The sequence below is a fragment of the Ruegeria sp. HKCCD7181 genome, assembly GCF_057221055.1.
The window spans coordinates 484662-501209 of record NZ_JBWVBC010000003.1; the positions used below are offsets into that span (position 1 = coordinate 484662).

At 56.8% G+C, this 16548-nt stretch carries 17 protein-coding genes; 14 read left to right on the forward strand and 3 right to left on the reverse strand.

What is annotated here, in order from left to right; all coding sequences use genetic code 11:
- Positions 1–33: 33 nt before the first annotated feature.
- Positions 34–909, forward strand: a complete 876-nt coding sequence (locus tag AC2TCY_RS09145; protein ID WP_480846938.1) for a hypothetical protein — start codon at positions 34–36, stop codon at positions 907–909.
- A 73-nt stretch (positions 910–982) separates the two neighbouring features.
- Here AC2TCY_RS09145 and tyrS read toward each other — a convergent pair whose 3' ends face one another.
- On the reverse strand, positions 983–2233 hold the full coding sequence (tyrS, locus tag AC2TCY_RS09150) for a tyrosine--tRNA ligase (protein ID WP_480846939.1): 1251 nt from the start codon (positions 2231–2233) through the stop codon (positions 983–985).
- 429 nt (positions 2234–2662) lie between these two features.
- Between tyrS and AC2TCY_RS09155 the strand changes: the two genes are divergently transcribed.
- Positions 2663–3736 (forward strand): anhydro-N-acetylmuramic acid kinase, encoded by a 1074-nt coding sequence (locus tag AC2TCY_RS09155; protein ID WP_480846983.1) that lies wholly within the window; start codon positions 2663–2665, stop codon positions 3734–3736.
- Positions 3737–3872: 136 nt separating this feature from the next.
- Here the strand turns inward: AC2TCY_RS09155 and AC2TCY_RS09160 are convergent, their stop codons facing one another.
- Positions 3873–4769 carry a LysR family transcriptional regulator gene (locus AC2TCY_RS09160; protein WP_480846940.1) on the reverse strand — a complete coding sequence of 299 codons (897 nt, stop codon included), beginning with the start codon at positions 4767–4769 and terminating at the stop codon, positions 3873–3875.
- 85 nt (positions 4770–4854) lie between these two features.
- On the opposite strand from AC2TCY_RS09160, the gene AC2TCY_RS09165 reads away from it, so the two are divergent.
- The 5 genes from AC2TCY_RS09165 to AC2TCY_RS09185 all read left to right on the forward strand — a co-directional run bounded on the left by AC2TCY_RS09165 (position 4855) and on the right by AC2TCY_RS09185 (position 8060).
- Positions 4855–5286, forward strand: coding sequence for a VOC family protein (locus tag AC2TCY_RS09165; protein WP_480846942.1), 432 nt, complete (start codon positions 4855–4857; stop codon positions 5284–5286).
- Positions 5287–5313: 27 nt separating this feature from the next.
- Positions 5314–6069, forward strand: a complete 756-nt coding sequence (locus AC2TCY_RS09170; protein ID WP_480846943.1) for a hydrolase — start codon at positions 5314–5316, stop codon at positions 6067–6069.
- Between the two features lie 217 nt (positions 6070–6286).
- Positions 6287–6628, forward strand: coding sequence for a 5-carboxymethyl-2-hydroxymuconate Delta-isomerase (locus AC2TCY_RS09175; RefSeq protein ID WP_480846944.1), 342 nt, complete (start codon positions 6287–6289; stop codon positions 6626–6628).
- A gap of 166 nt (positions 6629–6794) precedes the next feature.
- On the forward strand, positions 6795–7316 hold the full coding sequence (locus AC2TCY_RS09180) for a GNAT family N-acetyltransferase (RefSeq protein WP_480846946.1): 522 nt from the start codon (positions 6795–6797) through the stop codon (positions 7314–7316).
- Between the two features lie 129 nt (positions 7317–7445).
- On the forward strand, positions 7446–8060 hold the full coding sequence (locus tag AC2TCY_RS09185; RefSeq protein ID WP_480846947.1) for a LysE family translocator: 615 nt from the start codon (positions 7446–7448) through the stop codon (positions 8058–8060).
- 54 nt (positions 8061–8114) lie between these two features.
- Here AC2TCY_RS09185 and AC2TCY_RS09190 read toward each other — a convergent pair whose 3' ends face one another.
- Positions 8115–8534 carry a cupin domain-containing protein gene (locus AC2TCY_RS09190; protein ID WP_480846948.1) on the reverse strand — a complete coding sequence of 140 codons (420 nt, stop codon included), beginning with the start codon at positions 8532–8534 and terminating at the stop codon, positions 8115–8117.
- A gap of 88 nt (positions 8535–8622) precedes the next feature.
- On the opposite strand from AC2TCY_RS09190, the gene AC2TCY_RS09195 reads away from it, so the two are divergent.
- The 7 genes from AC2TCY_RS09195 to AC2TCY_RS09225 all read left to right on the forward strand — a co-directional run bounded on the left by AC2TCY_RS09195 (position 8623) and on the right by AC2TCY_RS09225 (position 16348).
- Positions 8623–10041 (forward strand): protein adenylyltransferase SelO, encoded by a 1419-nt coding sequence (locus AC2TCY_RS09195; RefSeq protein ID WP_480846949.1) that lies wholly within the window; start codon positions 8623–8625, stop codon positions 10039–10041.
- Between the two features lie 172 nt (positions 10042–10213).
- Positions 10214–11881 (forward strand): sulfatase-like hydrolase/transferase, encoded by a 1668-nt coding sequence (locus AC2TCY_RS09200; RefSeq protein WP_480846950.1) that lies wholly within the window; start codon positions 10214–10216, stop codon positions 11879–11881.
- A gap of 62 nt (positions 11882–11943) precedes the next feature.
- Positions 11944–13188: a DUF3179 domain-containing (seleno)protein gene (locus AC2TCY_RS09205; protein ID WP_480846951.1), complete on the forward strand. Its 1245-nt coding sequence runs from the start codon at positions 11944–11946 to the stop codon at positions 13186–13188.
- A 71-nt stretch (positions 13189–13259) separates the two neighbouring features.
- The gene (locus tag AC2TCY_RS09210; protein WP_480846952.1) at positions 13260–14024 is read left to right on the forward strand and encodes an outer membrane protein; all 765 of its coding nucleotides are present in this window, start codon (positions 13260–13262) and stop codon (positions 14022–14024) included.
- Positions 14025–14139: 115 nt separating this feature from the next.
- Positions 14140–14844 carry an endonuclease/exonuclease/phosphatase family protein gene (locus tag AC2TCY_RS09215; RefSeq protein ID WP_480846954.1) on the forward strand — a complete coding sequence of 235 codons (705 nt, stop codon included), beginning with the start codon at positions 14140–14142 and terminating at the stop codon, positions 14842–14844.
- A gap of 72 nt (positions 14845–14916) precedes the next feature.
- Entirely contained in the window at positions 14917–15330 is a 414-nt protein-coding gene (locus AC2TCY_RS09220) for a Fur family transcriptional regulator (protein WP_480846955.1), read from the forward strand.
- A 136-nt stretch (positions 15331–15466) separates the two neighbouring features.
- The gene (locus AC2TCY_RS09225) at positions 15467–16348 is read left to right on the forward strand and encodes a DMT family transporter (RefSeq protein WP_480846957.1); all 882 of its coding nucleotides are present in this window, start codon (positions 15467–15469) and stop codon (positions 16346–16348) included.
- The last annotated feature ends 200 nt before the right edge of the window (positions 16349–16548 follow it).

The following is a 16548-nucleotide window of genomic DNA, read 5'->3' on the forward strand; positions in this document are numbered from 1 at the left end:
CACCCGGGTGTTTTGGTGCAAGGAGGTAACGAGATGCGAAAGTTAAAGATTAAGACCATGGGTGCGATGGTCGCTGCACCATTCGTGGGAGTTTTGATTGTAGGATCTGCAGAAGCTGCGCCTGAAACGTGCAACGGAAACACGGCGCGTAGCCTGACCAATGCGGGTGATTATGCGGCGCTCTGCGATTGTGCGCAGGTGACCCCAAGCTTCCTGGAGCGGCTTCAGCGACGATCAGACTTCGAAACAACCCTTCGCGTGACCGGCGCTGAATGTCCAGGACTGGCGGCGCTTTTGACAGATTTTCCAACCGCTTCTATCGGAAGCGCCGGCAATGCCGATCGCGGTGAAGATCGCAGTTCTGACTTGGCACAGGTTGGCGGTTCGGTGTCCCCGGATAATGGCTCCGGTGACGGTGGCGGCAATGACGAGCCCGGTGACGGCGGCGGCAACGAAGACCCCGGTGACGGCCGTGGCAATGACGAGCCTGGTGACAGTGGCGGCAGCGAAGACCCCGGTGACGACCGTGGCAATGATGAGCCCGGTGACGGCGGCGACAGCGAAGACCCCGGCGACAGTGGCGGCAACGAAGACCCCGGTGACGGTGGCGGCAATGACGAACCTGGCGACGGCAGCGGCAATGACCGCCCTGGCAAAGGTGGTCACGGCGGCGGCAAGGGCGGTGACGGTAAAGGTGGCGGCAAGGGCGGCCACGGCGGCGGCAAGGGCGGTGACGGTAAAGGTGGCGGCAAGGGCGGCCACGACGGCGGTAAAGGCGGCGACGGTAAAGGTGGCGGTAAAGGTGGCCACGGCGGCGGCAAGGGCGGCGACGGTAAAGGTGGCGGTAAAGGTGGCCACGGCGGCGGTAAAGGCGGCGACGGTAAAGGGGGCGGCAAGGGCAAGCGCTAAAGAAGCTGATACGCCTTGATCATAACGTAACGGCCACCTGATCAGGTGGCCGTTTTCTCGGGAGGAAGGTGAATTAACCCAGCTGCACCAGAGCGTGACGTTTCTTACCGGCGCTCAGCTTGATGGGCGAGGACAGGGCACCCGCGTCAATCATCAGCCCCGCGTCAGTCAATGGGGCGTCGTCCAACTTTGCTCCGTTCTCGGCGATCAGACGCTTGGCCTCTTTGCCTGATTTTGCAAGTCCGGATTTCACAATGATCTGAACGATAGACATGCCCTCGCCCAGCTCATCAGCGCTGAGGGTCAGTGTCGGCAAATCCTCTCCAACACCGCCTTTTTCAAAGACTTCGCGGGCTGTGGCTTCGGCCTTTGCAGCGGCTTCGACACCGTGCAGAAGGGTCGTGACCTCGTTGGCGAGACGAACCTTGGCTTCGTTGATCTCGGATCCTGCCAGTGCGCCCATACGGTCACATTCATCGACAGGCAGCTCGGTGAAGATTTTCAGGAACCGGCCGACATCGGCGTCGGTAGTGTTGCGCCAGAACTGCCAGAACTCGTAAGCCGACAGCATCTCGTCATTCAGCCAGACTGCGCCGCCCTGGGATTTGCCCATCTTGCGACCGTCGCTGGTGGTCAGCAGCGGTGTGGTCAAACCATAAATCTCGTGATCCAGCACACGTCGGGTCAGGTCGATGCCGTTAACGATGTTGCCCCACTGATCCGAACCGCCCATCTGCAACACGCAGTTATATCGACGGTTCAGCTCCAGGAAATCATAGGCCTGCAGGATCATGTAGTTGAACTCGAGGAACGAGAGCGACTGCTCGCGATCCAGACGCGATTTCACCGATTCAAAGCTCAGCATCCGGTTGACCGAGAAGTGCCGCCCGATATCGCGCAGGAAATCGAGGTAGTTCAGGCTATCCAGCCATTCTGCATTGTTTAGCATCTTCGCGCCGGTTTCGCTGTCGTCATAGGACAGGTACTTGGCGAACACTTTCTGCATGCCCGCGATGTTGGCATCGATTTGCTCGGGTCCCAGCAAGGGGCGTTCGTCCGACCGGAATGATGGGTCGCCGACCTTCGTGGTTCCGCCGCCCATAAGTGTGATCGGCTTGTGCCCGCATTTCTGCAACCAGCGCAACACCATGATGTTCATCAGATGCCCCACGTGCAGCGACTGCGCCGTGGCGTCATAACCGATATAGGCTGTTTGCACCCCACTGATCAGCGCGTCGTCAAGGCCCTGATAATCGGTGCAGTCGGCGAGAAAGCCGCGCTCGATCATCGTGGCGATGAATTCCGATTTGGGGTGGTAGTTCATATCGTGCCTCGGGTTAGTATTGCGAGGCACTGTATAGGCGCGGGAATCGGCAAGGAAAAGGTGCCTTTTCCAAGAAACGCGACAGCTGTGGCTCACCAATTCAAAGAGGTGGGTAAGTGCTGCTCTGTTGATGCGCTCTGAAGCCGAGCGAAGTGGCGCGAGATCGGAAAATGCCAGCGCTTCGGTAATAAACTGGCGCGCGCGCCAGATCGAGTTTCGCCGTCTGGTTGTGCTGATCCGGCCTCGATTTGGTCTCAATATTCATTGTTTTCGCGGCAGGTGCCTTGCTTTGGATCCGAGAAAATGGGCAACTTACCCAGATCGTCGGGTTTGGGCAAATACCGGAACGACGCTGGGCAGAAGTTGGCAGGAGATGCGCGAGTGAGCCGGATCATCGGAAAAACTGGGGCAGTCAGGGCGCTAGGAGCCATGTCCGGCACATCGCTAGACGGCGTGGACGCTGCTGTGGTCGAAACGGACGGGTATGAGATTCTCGGATTCGGCCCAAGCGCGTACCGGGCTTATACCAAGGCCGAGCGCGCGCAACTGCGTGACGCATTGGGTCAATGGCATGGTGCACAAGTCGAGACTGCCGGCGAATTGGTGACGCATGCACATGCTGACCTTTTGGCGGAATTTGAAGATGCGAACCTGATCGGATTTCACGGCCAGACCCTTGCGCATGAACCTCGCGGACGCGGGACGCTGCAAGTAGGCGATGGCCTTAGCTTGTCGCAGGCACTGGGTCTCCCGGTTGTCTGGGATTTCCGCAGCGATGACGTGGCTATGGGCGGTGAGGGCGCACCTCTGGCGCCGTTCTTTCATTTTGCCTGTGCCAAGTGGATCGAAGCCGATGCCCCTTTGTGTTTTCTTAACCTCGGCGGGGTCGGCAATCTGACCTATGTGGATCCGTCCTTTGACGGCCCTGAGGCCCCGGGAGCACTTTTGGCTTTTGATACCGGGCCCGCGAACGCACCTGTCGACGATCTGATGCAGGCGCGTCTGGGGCAGTCGATGGACCGGGATGGTGCGGTCGCCCGCAATGGGGCAGTCGAACCGGGAGCGCTAGAACTGTTTCTTGCAGAACCGTTCTTTGCCCGAATGCCGCCAAAATCTCTGGATCGCAATGACTTTGCCGAGATGGTCGAACTGGTGCGACAATTGAACGACCAAGATGCGGTGGCCACATTGACAGCCATGTGCGCTGCCGGGGTCGCAAAAGGGATGGAGCATTGCCCAAAACCACCTGCTCGCGTTCTGGTCACAGGCGGCGGTCGGCACAACCCGGTGTTGATGGAGATGTTGCGGGTTTCGCTGGACTGCCCGGTCGAACCGGTCGAGACCGTCGGTCTGGACGGGGACATGCTCGAGGCGCAGGCTTTTGCCTATCTCGCCGTCCGGGTGGCGCGTGGATTGCCAACTTCATGCCCGGGGACGACCGGTGTGAAAGCTCTGGTAGGTGGCGGGGTTGTGAGTGCGGTTTCGGCGGGCGCGGCGGGGTGAAGGTTGCGTTTCTTAATAGGGGCTTAGCGGAAAAAGCTGATTTTGACCGTAGCCGCTACAATGTCTGATTGAAGTTCAACTTTCGTTCGTTGCAAAACCTTCGAAGGAAATTCGCATCCGGTAAGAGACAAAAAATTCAACGAATCTTTTCGGCCAAGAAGTCGATCATGGCACGAGTTTTTGCTGGCAGGTTGTCACGGCTCGCATAGATCACATGAACGCCAAGCGGTGGGTTTTCGAACTTCGTTAGAATGGGAACAAGAGTTCCGGCGTCCAGTTCGGCCTGACAGGCGATCTGAGGGAGGCGGGTAATCCCGCGGCCTGCAAGGGCAAGCACTTTTTCGGTGTGCGCGTCATCGCATCGTACCCTAGGAGAAACTGGCACCGCAATTCCCTCGCCATCCGGCCCCGCATAGGTCCAGCTTTGCGTGATCCCGTGAAACGAGAAATCGATCAGTTCGTGATCTTTTAGGTCGTTAGGGTGATGCGGGGTGCCATTGCGTTTCAGATAGGACGGGGATGCCACTGTAAGACCCCGCGTGCGCAGTATCTCTCGGGCTATCAGATCGGACGATGGCAGGGTCCCAATCCGAACCAGCAAATCTATACCTTCTCCGATCATGTCCGAATGACGTTCAGAAATGTCCAGGTGGAGATTGATGTCAGGGTAGCGGTCAAGAAACTCGGGCAACCAGTGATTTAGCCAACCGTGTGCAAAGACCACCGGCACGCTCATCCGTAATTCTCCAAAGGGTTGGTCGCCTAACGAATGCAATCGATCTTGCATGGCATGGGCGTCTTCTACAATTCGGCGGGCATTTTCATAGTAGATGCGGCCAGATTCCGTCAGGCTTAACCGTCGTGTTGTCCGGTTCAAAAGCCGCGTCCCAAGCCTCGTTTCAAGTCGCGCAATTTCCTTGCTGACGTGGCTGGGTGTATGTCCCAGCAATTTTGCCGCTGCACTCATGCTTTCCCGCGCCACCACAGCACAGAACAGAACCATGCCGTCAAAGAGGTCTTTATTCTGATCCATTTGGAATAGATGCCGTTCCAATTGAGTTATTAAAGTTTGATACCGGCAAAATTACCTTTGTTGCAAGCAAAGGAAAGGCACAGCCATGTTGGATATTAGAAACTTCGATCACATCGGTATTCGCATCAGCAACCGGGATGCGTCTGTTTCGTTTTATGAACTGTTGGGATTCGAACTGATCGCTGACGGTGGTTATGACAACGGCCATCCGCTAGTGATGTTGCACCCGTCCGGGATCAACATCAACCTGCTTGGTCCGGCCACCGCAAAAGCCGGTGAAAATGTTCTGATGGACGAGGTTGGGAAATACCCCGGCATCACTCACCTGGCCGTAAAGGTTAAAGACGCCGAAGCGACCGAAGCCTTTGTCACCGAAAATGGTATCGGCATTACCGGCCGTCGTGAATTTCGGGGTACCAAAACCATCTTCATCCGCGATCCGGATCGCAACGTGCTTGAGCTTGTCGGCCCAGGGCCGTCAGTCGCGCAGCTGATTGCCGAGCACGTTCACGCCTAACCCCCTACATCCAAAGGAGCAACTCTCATGACCTTATCTCTCAAACCCCTCGCAACAGCTCTGAGCCTGAGCATCGCTGCCACAGCGCTGCCGGTACTGGCAGAAACTCCGATGATCAAAACAGTAGATGGCGTTGCCACCTACCCCAAGGGCTATCAGGGCACGCCGGTGCGGGCTGCGGACGAAGACCCTTTTCTGTCACCAACCAACTCGGTGCTGGTCCTTATCGACTACCAGCCGCCAATTCTGGCGGGGGTCAAGAACATCGAACATGAAGAGCTGATCAATAATACCACCGGGTTGATCAAGACCGCGGTAATCTACGATATCCCGATCATCTTTAGCCATGTCGCAGTGGGATTGAATGGATACGATCCAATGATCGAGGAACTGCGTGAGCTGGCCCCAAACGCCGTGTTCATTGACCGGACTAATGTGAACGCCTGGGAAGAGCCCGAGTTTGTTGCCGCCGTTGAAGCAACCGGGCGGAAAAAGCTGATCATGGGAGGCCTCTGGACTGATGTTTGCTTGGCATACCCTGCGATTGAAGCCGAAAAATCAGGGTATGACGTATACGTGCCCGAGGACGCAGTCGGTTCGATTTCCCAGTTAAGCCATGAAAACGGCATGCGTCGAATGATCGAGGCCGGCGTCGAGCCAATCACCTGGAACGTCGTTCCCGCAGAACTGCAACGCGACCATGCTCGCACTGAACATTTGCAGGCGGTCACCCGGGTGTTCATGGAGCATCTGTTCAAGGTTGACCCCGACTCGACCTGGTAAACCAGAGCCGGTCAGGGGCTTCAGTCCCTGACCTTCCTTCCCACCTTCAATGCCACCCACATTTGCCCGAAACAGGAACAGTTTAACTTGGGGTCGCATCTGTCTGCCGAGCGAACAAGCTGGCGTATCGGATACCAACGCCCAGATTATCGGGCTACACAAGGGGCTGAAGGCGTATCGGCCCTGCTTGGAGCCGTGTTTAGAAAAAGGATATTGCATGCCCCACGTTTCGATTGAGTTTTCGAAAGGCCTAGAACAAATCCACGATATCCAATCAGTGTGCGACCAGTTGTTTTCAGTTCTTTCCGAGCAGGATGTGTTCGATCCGCCGACCATTAAGGTGCGTGCAAAACCGGTGGAGTTCTTTCGGATTGGAACCGATCCTCAGACGTTCGTCCACGCGACGCTTTTGCTGATGGAGGGGCGAGATGTGCTGACCCGGACACAACTCAACCAGAAAATACTCGAACTTCTGGCGCAAGCGCTGCCCGATGTTGGAAGTATAACGGTTCAGGACATGGAAATTACGCGCGCCTCTTATGCCAAGCGCCTGTTGTAGGCTTGGTTTTACGGAGTGAGGGTCGGCCGATCGGGCGGCTCGTTCTCGGGTAAACACGTGCGCGCATACCGACGAAGCGGTCGCTCACTCCGAGGCTGAAATTGGCGTGTTAACCTCGCCGTCACGGAATATAGAAGCCAAGAGGTTGGCAAGAATGGAGCCCCGGATGCCCGAACCTTTGACGTCTGCACCAATCCTGGAAACGGAACGGTTAACATTGCGCGGCCCACGCAAAAGCGATCTGGCTGAGTTCACGCGTTTCATGACAAGTTCTTCAAGAATGCAGGCGCAAGATGAAACGGTTAGCAAGGAACAAGCTTGGTTCGGTTTTCTAACGGGTATCGGCCATTGGCACTGGCACGGTTTCGGTTTCTTTACATTGGTTCCGCGTAAGGGGGGCACTCCACTTGGTCGAGTAGGGCTGCTCAAACACGCCAATTGGCCGCAAGTGGAGTTGGCATGGCATCTCTTTGACGGTGCGGAAGGCAATGGATATGCAACCGAAGCCGCGGCGGCTGTTCGTAGCTGGGCGCATCGGTGTCATGGATTCAATCGGTTAGAGAGTTACATCCATCACGAGAACCGTCGTTCGCAGGCCGTCGCGATGCGTCTTGGAGCCAAGACCGATGGTACTCGTGCTGACCACGAACCAGATGCCGAGGTTTGGGTTCATCCAAAAGCAGATTGAGTGCTGCCGCGATGTTTGCCTTAGGCTCACAACAGCAATGCGACTGCCATTACCAGATTGCCATTCTGCGAAACTTTGCTGACATTTAAGAAAAGTCTGCTTAGGGTCTGACCTGAAAGGATATTCTCGGTGGAACCAAGCCTCATCATCGCTCTGGTCGGCGCTACTGCGCTTCTCGTTGCTATTCCCGGCCCCAATGTCGCGCTCATTGTTGCAAACACCATCGCAAATGGGTTTCGTTTCGGTGCGGCGACTGTCCTGGGAACAACCGTAGGAGTCGCGTTGCAACTGGCGGTCGTGGTTCTGGGTTTATCCGCGCTTCTGCAATTCGCGGCCTCTACTTTCATCTGGTTGAAATGGCTGGGCGTCGCATATCTGCTTTACCTTGGCGTTTCGACGTGGCGACAAGGAACCGCGAAGATGGAAGAGCGCCCCCCCAGTCGAAAACCGGTGAAAGCGCTATTCTGGCAAGGTCTGTTGCTTGCGACGATCAACCCGAAGACGCTGATTTTCAACGCTGCCTTTCTTCCACAGTTTGTGGCGCCCGAAGCGGGGATTAATGCGTTGTTGTTGACGGCGACGATCTATCTCGCTGTGATTTTTCTTGGAGATCTGATCTGGGCCGCAACAGCGCAGACGGCCAGACCTGTCATCCTTCGGCTTGGGCGGCTGCGCTATAAGCTGACGGGGGTGCTCTTTTTCGGATCCGGTCTAGGGCTCGCACTCGCGCGCGTGGATAAGTAGCCCCTCGGCAATCTTTGTCAGAGAACGCAAAGAGCGACCATGCGCAGTGAACGATCACTTCCGAGCAATATCAAACCCGGCTTTCGCCAATTCAAACCCACCAAACTCAAATCCCGGTGAAACGGTGCAGCTGACCAGAGTGTAGTCACCCGTGGTATGCGCCGCCTGCCAGTGATCTTTAGGTACGACCAATTGCGGTGCACCTGCCTTCAGATCCGGCGAAAGTATGTGATCCGTGGCCGGTCCCTGATCTGTTTCGCTCATTGACAGGATCAGGGGGGCGCCTGCGTGGTAAAGCCAGATCTCGGTTGCATCGACGCGGTGCCAATGGCTGCTCTCACCCGCTTGCAGTAGGAAATAGATGCAGGTTCCAGTGGCGCGGCCGGGATTGTAAGCCCTCCACGTTTCCCGAAACCAGCCGCCTTCGGGGTGGCGTTGCAGGTTCAGATGATCGATGATCTCTTGGGCCGTCATGAGGTCCTCGTTTGTTTGACTGCAATTGTGCACGGGGCGCGGGATGATCCGCTATGGCAATTGCCGGTATACAAATTATGTTTGCCACATGACCCTGATGATCCCGTTTGACAACAGCTACGCCCGCCTTCCGGATGGTTTCTATGCGCGACAAGCGCCCGAGCCCGTGCGGGCTCCGCGGATGGTTGCATTCAATGAACCGCTAGCGAAAATCCTGAACATCTCACCCGGGGACGTACAGGAGATGGCCGAAACCTTTGCAGGCAACGCCGTGCCCGAAGGGGCCGAGCCGCTGGCGCAGCTGTATTCCGGCCATCAGTTTGGCCACTACAACCCACAGCTTGGGGACGGACGCGCGATATTGCTGGGTGAAACTGTAGGCACGGACGGTGTTCGGCGTGACATACAGCTGAAAGGTTCAGGCCGGACGCCGTTTTCGCGTCAGGGCGACGGGCGCGCATGGCTGGGTCCGGTTCTGCGCGAGTATGTCGTGTCCGAGGCGATGCATGCGCTGGGCATTCCCACGACTCGCGCGTTGGCAGCGGTAGAGACCGGCGAGGTCGTTTTGCGCGAAGGACCGATGCCAGGTGCGGTGCTGACTCGTGTGGCGCAAAGCCACCTTCGTGTGGGTACATTTCAAGTCTTTGCTGGGCGCGGACAACTGGACCGCCTGCGAAAGCTCACCGAATACGCAATCGCGCGGCACTACCCGCAAGCGGATGGCCCGATGGGTTTGCTGCGCGGTGTTCGCGATGCCCAGGCACGTTTGATTGCCGGTTGGATGAGCGTCGGGTTCATCCATGGCGTGATGAACACCGACAATTGCGCGATCTCGGGCGAGACGATCGACTATGGGCCATGTGCCTTCATGGACAGCTACCACCCGAACACGGTCTACAGCTCGATTGACCGGATGGGGCGGTATGCGTATTCGAACCAGCCTGAAATCGCCGTGTGGAACCTGGCACAGCTGGCAACCTCGCTGATCCAGCAGATCGAAGACAAAGAGGCCGCCGTTGAAGAGGCGACCGAGATTGTTCACGCTATGCCTGATCTGATGCAAGGTCATTGGCTGGATCGCTTCCGGGCCAAGATCGGTCTGAGCACTGCCGAAGATGGCGACCTGCAACTGATATCGGATTTGCTAACGCGGATGGCGCAAAACCAGGCGGATTTCACCAATACGTTTCGTGCGCTGACAGGTGACAAGCCGCGGGATCAATTCACCGACCCTCAAGCATTCGATAGCTGGTCTGTGAACTGGCAGGAGCGATTGCAGCGCGAAGCCTCATCACAGGCTGTCATGGAAGCCGCGAACCCGGTCTTCATTCCGCGAAACCATCGGGTCGAGCAAATGATTCAGGCGGCCGTGCAGGGCGACTTCGCACCGTTGCAGCGACTGAACACGGTGTTGGCATCGCCTTACACGGAACAGGCCGGGAACGACGACCTGACACGACCGCCGACTGACAGTGAAGTGGTGCATGCAACCTTCTGCGGCACCTAAAACGTCGGTAAGAAGGCAACAGTCCGGAGATCACTCCAGGCGCTGAGCAGGCATGGATTAAGGGGCAGCAAGCGTACTGTTTGAAAAACAGTTAACTTAGATTAGCATGTTTCTATGTGAGCCGATCTGATCCTCTGATCTCGGCAGAACCCTTAGTCAGTAAGGAAGTTACATGAAGTCTCCTTTGGTTTATTCGTTCGTTTTCTCCCTGACTGCTGCGCCGGTACTTGCGCAGGACACTCCCATTTCGCATGACGCGGAATACTATATCCTTCAGGCGCAGCACGGCGATCAGTGGGCAGAAGATGACGCTGCCGTCGATTCTGCGTTGGCCGCGTTTCAGGAAGGCAATGGGGGTAAACCGCCCAACATCGTGAGTGTGCTGATCGATGACATGGGGTTCGGTGACATGGGCATCCCGGAACTGAACGCGGTGCGCGGATATCAGACGCCCAACATAAACGATTTCTCGGATGAAGCGCTGCGAATGGTGCGGATGTATACTGAACCTTCTTGCACGCCGACGCGTGTGGCCCAGATGACCGGTCGCCTGCCGGTGCGAATGGGAATGGGTGATACCACCGTTGACATCGCTGGATTTGGCTTGCCTGAAAACGAAGTTACGCTGGCTGAAGTGTTGAAGCAAGCAGGCTATGCCACCAGCCATGTGGGCAAGTGGCATATGGGGGACATCGCGGAAAGTTGGGCCATGAACCAGGGGTTCGATTATGCGCAACACGCCATTCACCAACAAGGACAGATGACCATCTTCAACGACGATGCGATCAAGGAACAGGTCGCGGTTGCGATCCGGGATTATGATGACAAATACACAATTGACGACTGGTTCCGGCCTGATGCCTCGTCGATGATGACAGTGATTGAAGGCGAAACCGGAGGACCAATTCGTGAAATCCGGATGGAAACCGGCGAACGCTGGAACGCTGCCAAGTATGATGAGATGAACCAAGCTTTTCAGGACAAAACACTGGAAGAATTGGATCGTCTAGCAGGTGGGGCAGAGCCCTTCTTCTTACAGTACTGGCCCATGATCCCGCTGGACAATACGCGCGCCGGTAGGGAAGGCCCCGAAAGCGTGAATGGTGGTCTTTACGTCGACAAGATGCAGCTGTTGGATCAATGGCTGGGCGACATATTCACGCGCATGGATGACCTCGGCCTTGCTGAGAACACAATCGTCATTGTTATGGGTGACAATGGCCACTTCACCAAATACGCGCCGCAATCCGGTTTTACTCCGCTCATCTATGCCGGGGGTAAAGGCGACACGACTGAAGGTGGCGTGCGTGTGGATGCCTTTATCCGGTGGCCCGGAATGATCGAGGCCGATGGGCTGTTGAACAGCATCGTGCACGTCTCGGACCTGTACACCACGTTGTCTCGGTTTGCCGGAGCAGAGCAATATATCCCGCGGGATCGTCTGGTTGATGGGGTTGATCAGTCTGCGGCGCTGCTGTTTGCTGACGAGTCCAAAGCGCGTCGGGATCACGTCATCATTTATTCCGTCGCGAAACCCGAGGCGGTCGTCAAAGATCAGCTGAAGCTGAAACTACCGGGGCCGGGCGAGAGCGCAATTCTGGCGAAATTCTTCGATCTTTACCGGGATACCCGCGAGGAATACTCGGTTTCGACCGAAGTCGGCGCATGGGGTGGGCAGGAGTTTGCGCGCATCCTGGGTCGCCACATGGCTCGGAAAGAAAAATACCCGGATACTCCGCCGGCCTATGGCGTGCCATATGAAGGGATCGAGAATATCCGGCCTGAAACCCAACAAGCGGTTGAGGCGTTTCTGATCAAACGTGCGTCTGTGGAGCAATAAAACCTGTTCGCGCGCAGAAGCCACGTGCGCGACATTTCCAATCAGACCTTTAGGATGAAGACATGATAGGAAACATACTTTTTGCACTTGGCATGCTTGCATCAATGGGCATCGGGTTTGTCTACTTCCGCGATCTGGGTGACGTGTCGCAGATGCTACTCAAGGTCAAACGCCAAAACATGGTGCGGTTCATTCGTCATGAGTACAGGTTTATCGCCATCGGTCTAGGCGGGTTTGCGGTGGCCACGCTGGCGCATTTTGCCCTTGGGGGCGGAGCGCGCTGGGCATGGGTGCTCGGAGGGCTGTTGGTTCTGTTCCTCTATGGGTTTCCCTATGTCTGGGTGCATCTCGGGTTGCGCAATCAACTGAACGACGCCCGCTATTTCCCAATCTCCGAAGCTCGCAAATATGTCGGACCGACTGCACCTGTAGTGGTGATCGAAAACAATGGCCAGGCTCGGGCGCATCCTGACGCGCAGATCATGCGCCCTCATCTGGCGGGCAATGAAGCCGGACTGGGTGGTGAAGATGTCGTCATGACGTATTGCGCAATGGCCAATCTGGGGCAGGGCTATATCCCCCGGATCGAAGGCAAGCGACTGGACCTCGAGGTTCTGGCACAGCATGGCAACAACCTGATCCTGCGCGATAATGAGACAGGCGAGCCGATCCAGCATATCTACGGCTTTCGCGAAGCGGATCAAGATACTGGTACGGAAGGTCCCGCATGTCCGTTGCGCCCCGAGGCACGGATGACGCCGTGGCCGACCTACCGGATGACCTTCCGCGGGTTTCAAAAGGCTTTCCCTGAAGGTGAGGTCTTTCTAAACCGGCCTTCCTCTAATCCATTGCTGCGGCTGTTGGATATGGCGACCGAAATTACTTTTGGCTGGGGCATCAGCCGCCAGCATCAGGAGGATGCGCCCGTCATGGACAACATGGAGCGCTCGGATGACCGCCTGCCGAACAAGACACTGGTCTGGGGGGTTACAATCGGAAAGGACGCGGCGTGCTGGACCGATGATTTCGTGATCGACAATGACTGGATTGTGAATGCCCAAGTTGGCGGGCGGGATGTCGTGATCTCTCTGGACCCAAAATACGAAAGTCTTGGTGTTTGGTATAACGACAGCGGTCAGCCCGTAACCGGCTGCGATTTCTGGGGGCATTCGGATCAAGGGCAATTGCAACGGGTCGAAACGCTGCGCGCTGGGATCTTTTGGCATGTCTGGTCCGAGTTCTTTCCAGAGACCAGGATCAATCCGACCGGGCGTGAAGCCTCTGAACCTTCGGAGGCTGCCGCATAGGCCAAAACGCTGATTTTCATAGAATTTTGCAACCTGGATTTTGGGTGTTGGAAGGTAGAAGGAGAAGTTGAATGATTTTTGGAATTGGAAAAGCGCAAAGGGCAATGAAGTTGGCCCTTGTAGCTGCAACCGGTTTTCTTTCGGCGAATACGGCGACTGCGCAGCATTCCGATTGGTCCTACGAGGCTACGATTTATCTGTTTATGCCCGAGACAGAAACGACATTGGACACCCCATTTGGTGAACTGGACGCCACGCTCAGTTTTTCTGATGCGCTCAGCAATCTTGATATGGCGTTCATGGGTACGTTCGCTGCTTCGAATGGCCGCTGGAGCCTGTTGGCGGATTACAATTACACGAATATTTCCTTTTCAACTGCAACTGCGGGCCCCGCGCATGGTGATCTGAATACTTCCGTAAAAACGCAGTTCTTTAGCGGCTATCTGGGTTATCGGGTGTACTCGGACAAAGCGCTCAACGTGGATCTGGCGGGCGGGTTTCGCTGGTACAGCACGGATACGGATTTTCAACTGACGCCCGGTACCGCACCGGGGCGGAGTGCGTCAGCCGATGCAAGCTGGACAGACCCGATTATCGGCGCGCGTGCTCGGTATTTTTTCACTGACAGCTGGAGCGGAACTGCGTTTCTGGATTATGGAGGGTTTCGAAGCGGCAGTGAAACCTGGCAGGTACTGCTGACGGCCGATTACGCGATCAATGATAGGTGGCTGCTGCGAGGCGGATACCGGCATATTTCTTTTGAACATGATATCAACGGCAACGATTATTCGTTCACTCAGTCAGGTCCGGTGATCGGAGCAACCTATCGATTCTGATACCGGCGGATTCACTGCGATCCCGAAGTAGGGTTCACAGGCGCGTTTCTGAAACAGGGGCTTGCCTCTGCCTCTGCACGTGGCATCTTGTGGGCGATAGCAATCCTGGATCACAATGACACACCGATCGACCCTGCGGCTGGCCAGCTATAACATTCAGAAGTGCGTTGGGCTGGACCTGCGCAGGCAACCGCAGCGCATTCTGCAGGTGCTGAACGGGATGCAGGCCGATATCGTTGTTTTACAGGAAGCGGACAAGCGCCTGCCGCCACGTCCTGCAGCATTGCCCCACTTCATGCTCGAGGAATCCGGTTGGCAGGTCGTGGACCTCGGCGGCGCCGGCAGTCTGGGCTGGCACGGAAACGCCGTCATTTGGCGAGGAGACAGCATCCAGGTGCGTCGGACCGGGCACCATGATCTGCCCGGATTCGAGCCACGTGGCGCTGTACGTGTGGAGTTTGACACTCCGATAGGGCCATTGCGCGTGATGGGAATGCATTTGGGCCTTCTGTCAGCTTCGCGGCGGCAGCAGATCACGCAACTCAGGCGATGCGATTCCGATCTGAACCAGATGCCAACCGTCTGGGCGGGGGATTTTAATGAATGGTCGCGCCAACCCGTGCTGGACCATCTCGCACCCGATATGCGGTTCCTGCCGCCCGTACCCAGTTTTCCGGCGGCTCAGCCATTGGGTGCACTGGACCGGATTGCGCTGGGGCAGGGGTTGCTGGCAATGGCCCATGGGGTACACGACGCTCGGCCCGCGCATATCGCTTCGGATCATCTGCCTGTCTGGGCCGATTTACAGCGAGCAGCATAATGGGCAATTCACCTGTGGCGCAGCCCGCACATCCGTACTAAGACAGAGGCCCGAACAGCTCTGGGGGTAACAATGTCCGACACGATCATCGCCCGGTGCGAAGCCAAAGGCCTGCGCATGACAGGCCAGCGCCGTACCATCGCGCATGTGCTGCAACAAAGCGAGGACCACCCGGACGTTGAAGAGCTTTATGCCCGTGCTTCGGCTGAGGATTCCGGGATTTCGATCGCGACCGTTTACCGTACGGTAAAACTGTTCGAAGAGGCGGGGATTCTGGAACGTCTGGAATTTGGTGACGGCCGCGCACGCTATGAAGATGCGGAGCGGGACCACCACGATCATCTGATCGACATGCAATCGGGCGAAGTGATCGAATTTGTCGACCCCGAGATCGAAGCGCTGCAGGAAAAGATCGCGGCCAAGCTGGGGTATCGGCTGAAAGGGCACCGTCTGGAACTGTACGGCGTGCCGCTCAAACAGGACTGATCCATCACAAAAAGCGATTGATCGCCTCACGGCAAATCATCAATCATGTCGCTATATTGCTTGCGACGTCGCGAAAGTTACGGTTTGGGTGCCTTAAGGGCTCATGTTTTGTCAGCCCATCCCAACGGACGCACAAATGAACAACGTAAACGGCATTCTGCTGATCATCGCATCGATGGCAGCCTTCTCGCTAGAGGATATGTTCATCAAGCACCTGTCGATCAGTGTATCGACTGGGCAGATCATGGTCGTGCTGGGGCTGTTCTGCGGGCTTGTCTTTGTGCTCATGTCCCTGGTCACCCGCAAACGCATCTTTGATCCGGTGGCCTGGCAACCTCTGCCATTGGCCCGCGCCGGGACCGAAGCTGTCGGGGCGCTAACCTTTGTGACAGCGTTGTCGTTGGTGGAACTGTCCACCGTGGCTGCCGTGTTTCAGGCGATGCCACTGGCTGTGACCATGGGGGCGGCACTGTTTCTGGGCGAGCATGTCGGCTGGCGCCGGTGGAGCGCAATTGGCGTCGGATTCATCGGTGTTCTGATGATTATCCGCCCGGGGCTTGAAGGGTTTCAGCCCGAGTCGTTGTTTGTTGTCGCCACCGTCGTTGCGATTGCTGCACGCGATCTGATCACCCGTCGGCTGGATGTTCGGGTGGCCTCATCAGTTGTGGCGCTGCAGGCCTATGTCGCCGTCGCGTTGGCCGGAGCGGTGTTGATGGTATTCTCGGCCCAGCCTGTTGTGCCATTGCAGGTGATGCAGGTCGGGCCTTATCTGGGCGCCATCGGCTTTGGTGTTCTGGGGTACTACGGCATCGTCACGGCTATGCGAGTCGGAGAAGCCTCCGCTCTGACCCCGTTCCGCTACACACGGCTTGTGTTCTCGATCGCGGCGGGAATGATGATGTTTGGTGAACGCCCCGATCTGATGACGATAGCAGGCGCATCGCTGATCATCGGATCGGGCATGTATACGTTCATTCGGGAACGCAGACTGGCCCGCGAATTGGCGGTTGCGGTCTGACGGATCGTCGCACGTTGGCGCAAACAGGAAATTGTTAGCCCTAAAGGCAAGCAAATCGAGGCGTTAGCGTTAACGCGCCCCGTTTACTTTCTGCCGGGTGCTGGTATGAGGCTGGCAACTTACTGCAGCTTCAGGGACCGGCATCATGAGCACGATCATCGACATTCACGCACGCGAGATACTGGACAGCCGGGGCAACC

What these genes read in the sequence shown, in the direction of transcription:
- AC2TCY_RS09145 (WP_480846938.1), top strand. Translation starts at nt 34, where the DNA reads ATGCGAAAGTTAAAGATTAAGACCATGGGTGCGATGGTCGCTGCACCA.
- AC2TCY_RS09155 (WP_480846983.1), top strand. Translation starts at nt 2,663, where the DNA reads ATGTCCGGCACATCGCTAGACGGCGTGGACGCTGCTGTGGTCGAAACG.
- AC2TCY_RS09225 (WP_480846957.1), top strand. Translation starts at nt 15,467, where the DNA reads ATGAACAACGTAAACGGCATTCTGCTGATCATCGCATCGATGGCAGCC.
- AC2TCY_RS09165 (WP_480846942.1), top strand. Translation starts at nt 4,855, where the DNA reads ATGTTGGATATTAGAAACTTCGATCACATCGGTATTCGCATCAGCAAC.
- AC2TCY_RS09195 (WP_480846949.1), top strand. Translation starts at nt 8,623, where the DNA reads ATGACCCTGATGATCCCGTTTGACAACAGCTACGCCCGCCTTCCGGAT.
- AC2TCY_RS09170 (WP_480846943.1), top strand. Translation starts at nt 5,314, where the DNA reads ATGACCTTATCTCTCAAACCCCTCGCAACAGCTCTGAGCCTGAGCATC.
- AC2TCY_RS09215 (WP_480846954.1), top strand. Translation starts at nt 14,140, where the DNA reads ATGACACACCGATCGACCCTGCGGCTGGCCAGCTATAACATTCAGAAG.
- AC2TCY_RS09160 (WP_480846940.1), bottom strand. Translation starts at nt 4,769, where the DNA reads ATGGATCAGAATAAAGACCTCTTTGACGGCATGGTTCTGTTCTGTGCT.
- AC2TCY_RS09205 (WP_480846951.1), top strand. Translation starts at nt 11,944, where the DNA reads ATGATAGGAAACATACTTTTTGCACTTGGCATGCTTGCATCAATGGGC.
- AC2TCY_RS09210 (WP_480846952.1), top strand. Translation starts at nt 13,260, where the DNA reads ATGATTTTTGGAATTGGAAAAGCGCAAAGGGCAATGAAGTTGGCCCTT.
- AC2TCY_RS09200 (WP_480846950.1), top strand. Translation starts at nt 10,214, where the DNA reads ATGAAGTCTCCTTTGGTTTATTCGTTCGTTTTCTCCCTGACTGCTGCG.
- AC2TCY_RS09180 (WP_480846946.1), top strand. Translation starts at nt 6,795, where the DNA reads ATGCCCGAACCTTTGACGTCTGCACCAATCCTGGAAACGGAACGGTTA.
- AC2TCY_RS09175 (WP_480846944.1), top strand. Translation starts at nt 6,287, where the DNA reads ATGCCCCACGTTTCGATTGAGTTTTCGAAAGGCCTAGAACAAATCCAC.
- tyrS (WP_480846939.1), bottom strand. Translation starts at nt 2,233, where the DNA reads ATGAACTACCACCCCAAATCGGAATTCATCGCCACGATGATCGAGCGC.
- AC2TCY_RS09190 (WP_480846948.1), bottom strand. Translation starts at nt 8,534, where the DNA reads ATGACGGCCCAAGAGATCATCGATCATCTGAACCTGCAACGCCACCCC.
- AC2TCY_RS09220 (WP_480846955.1), top strand. Translation starts at nt 14,917, where the DNA reads ATGTCCGACACGATCATCGCCCGGTGCGAAGCCAAAGGCCTGCGCATG.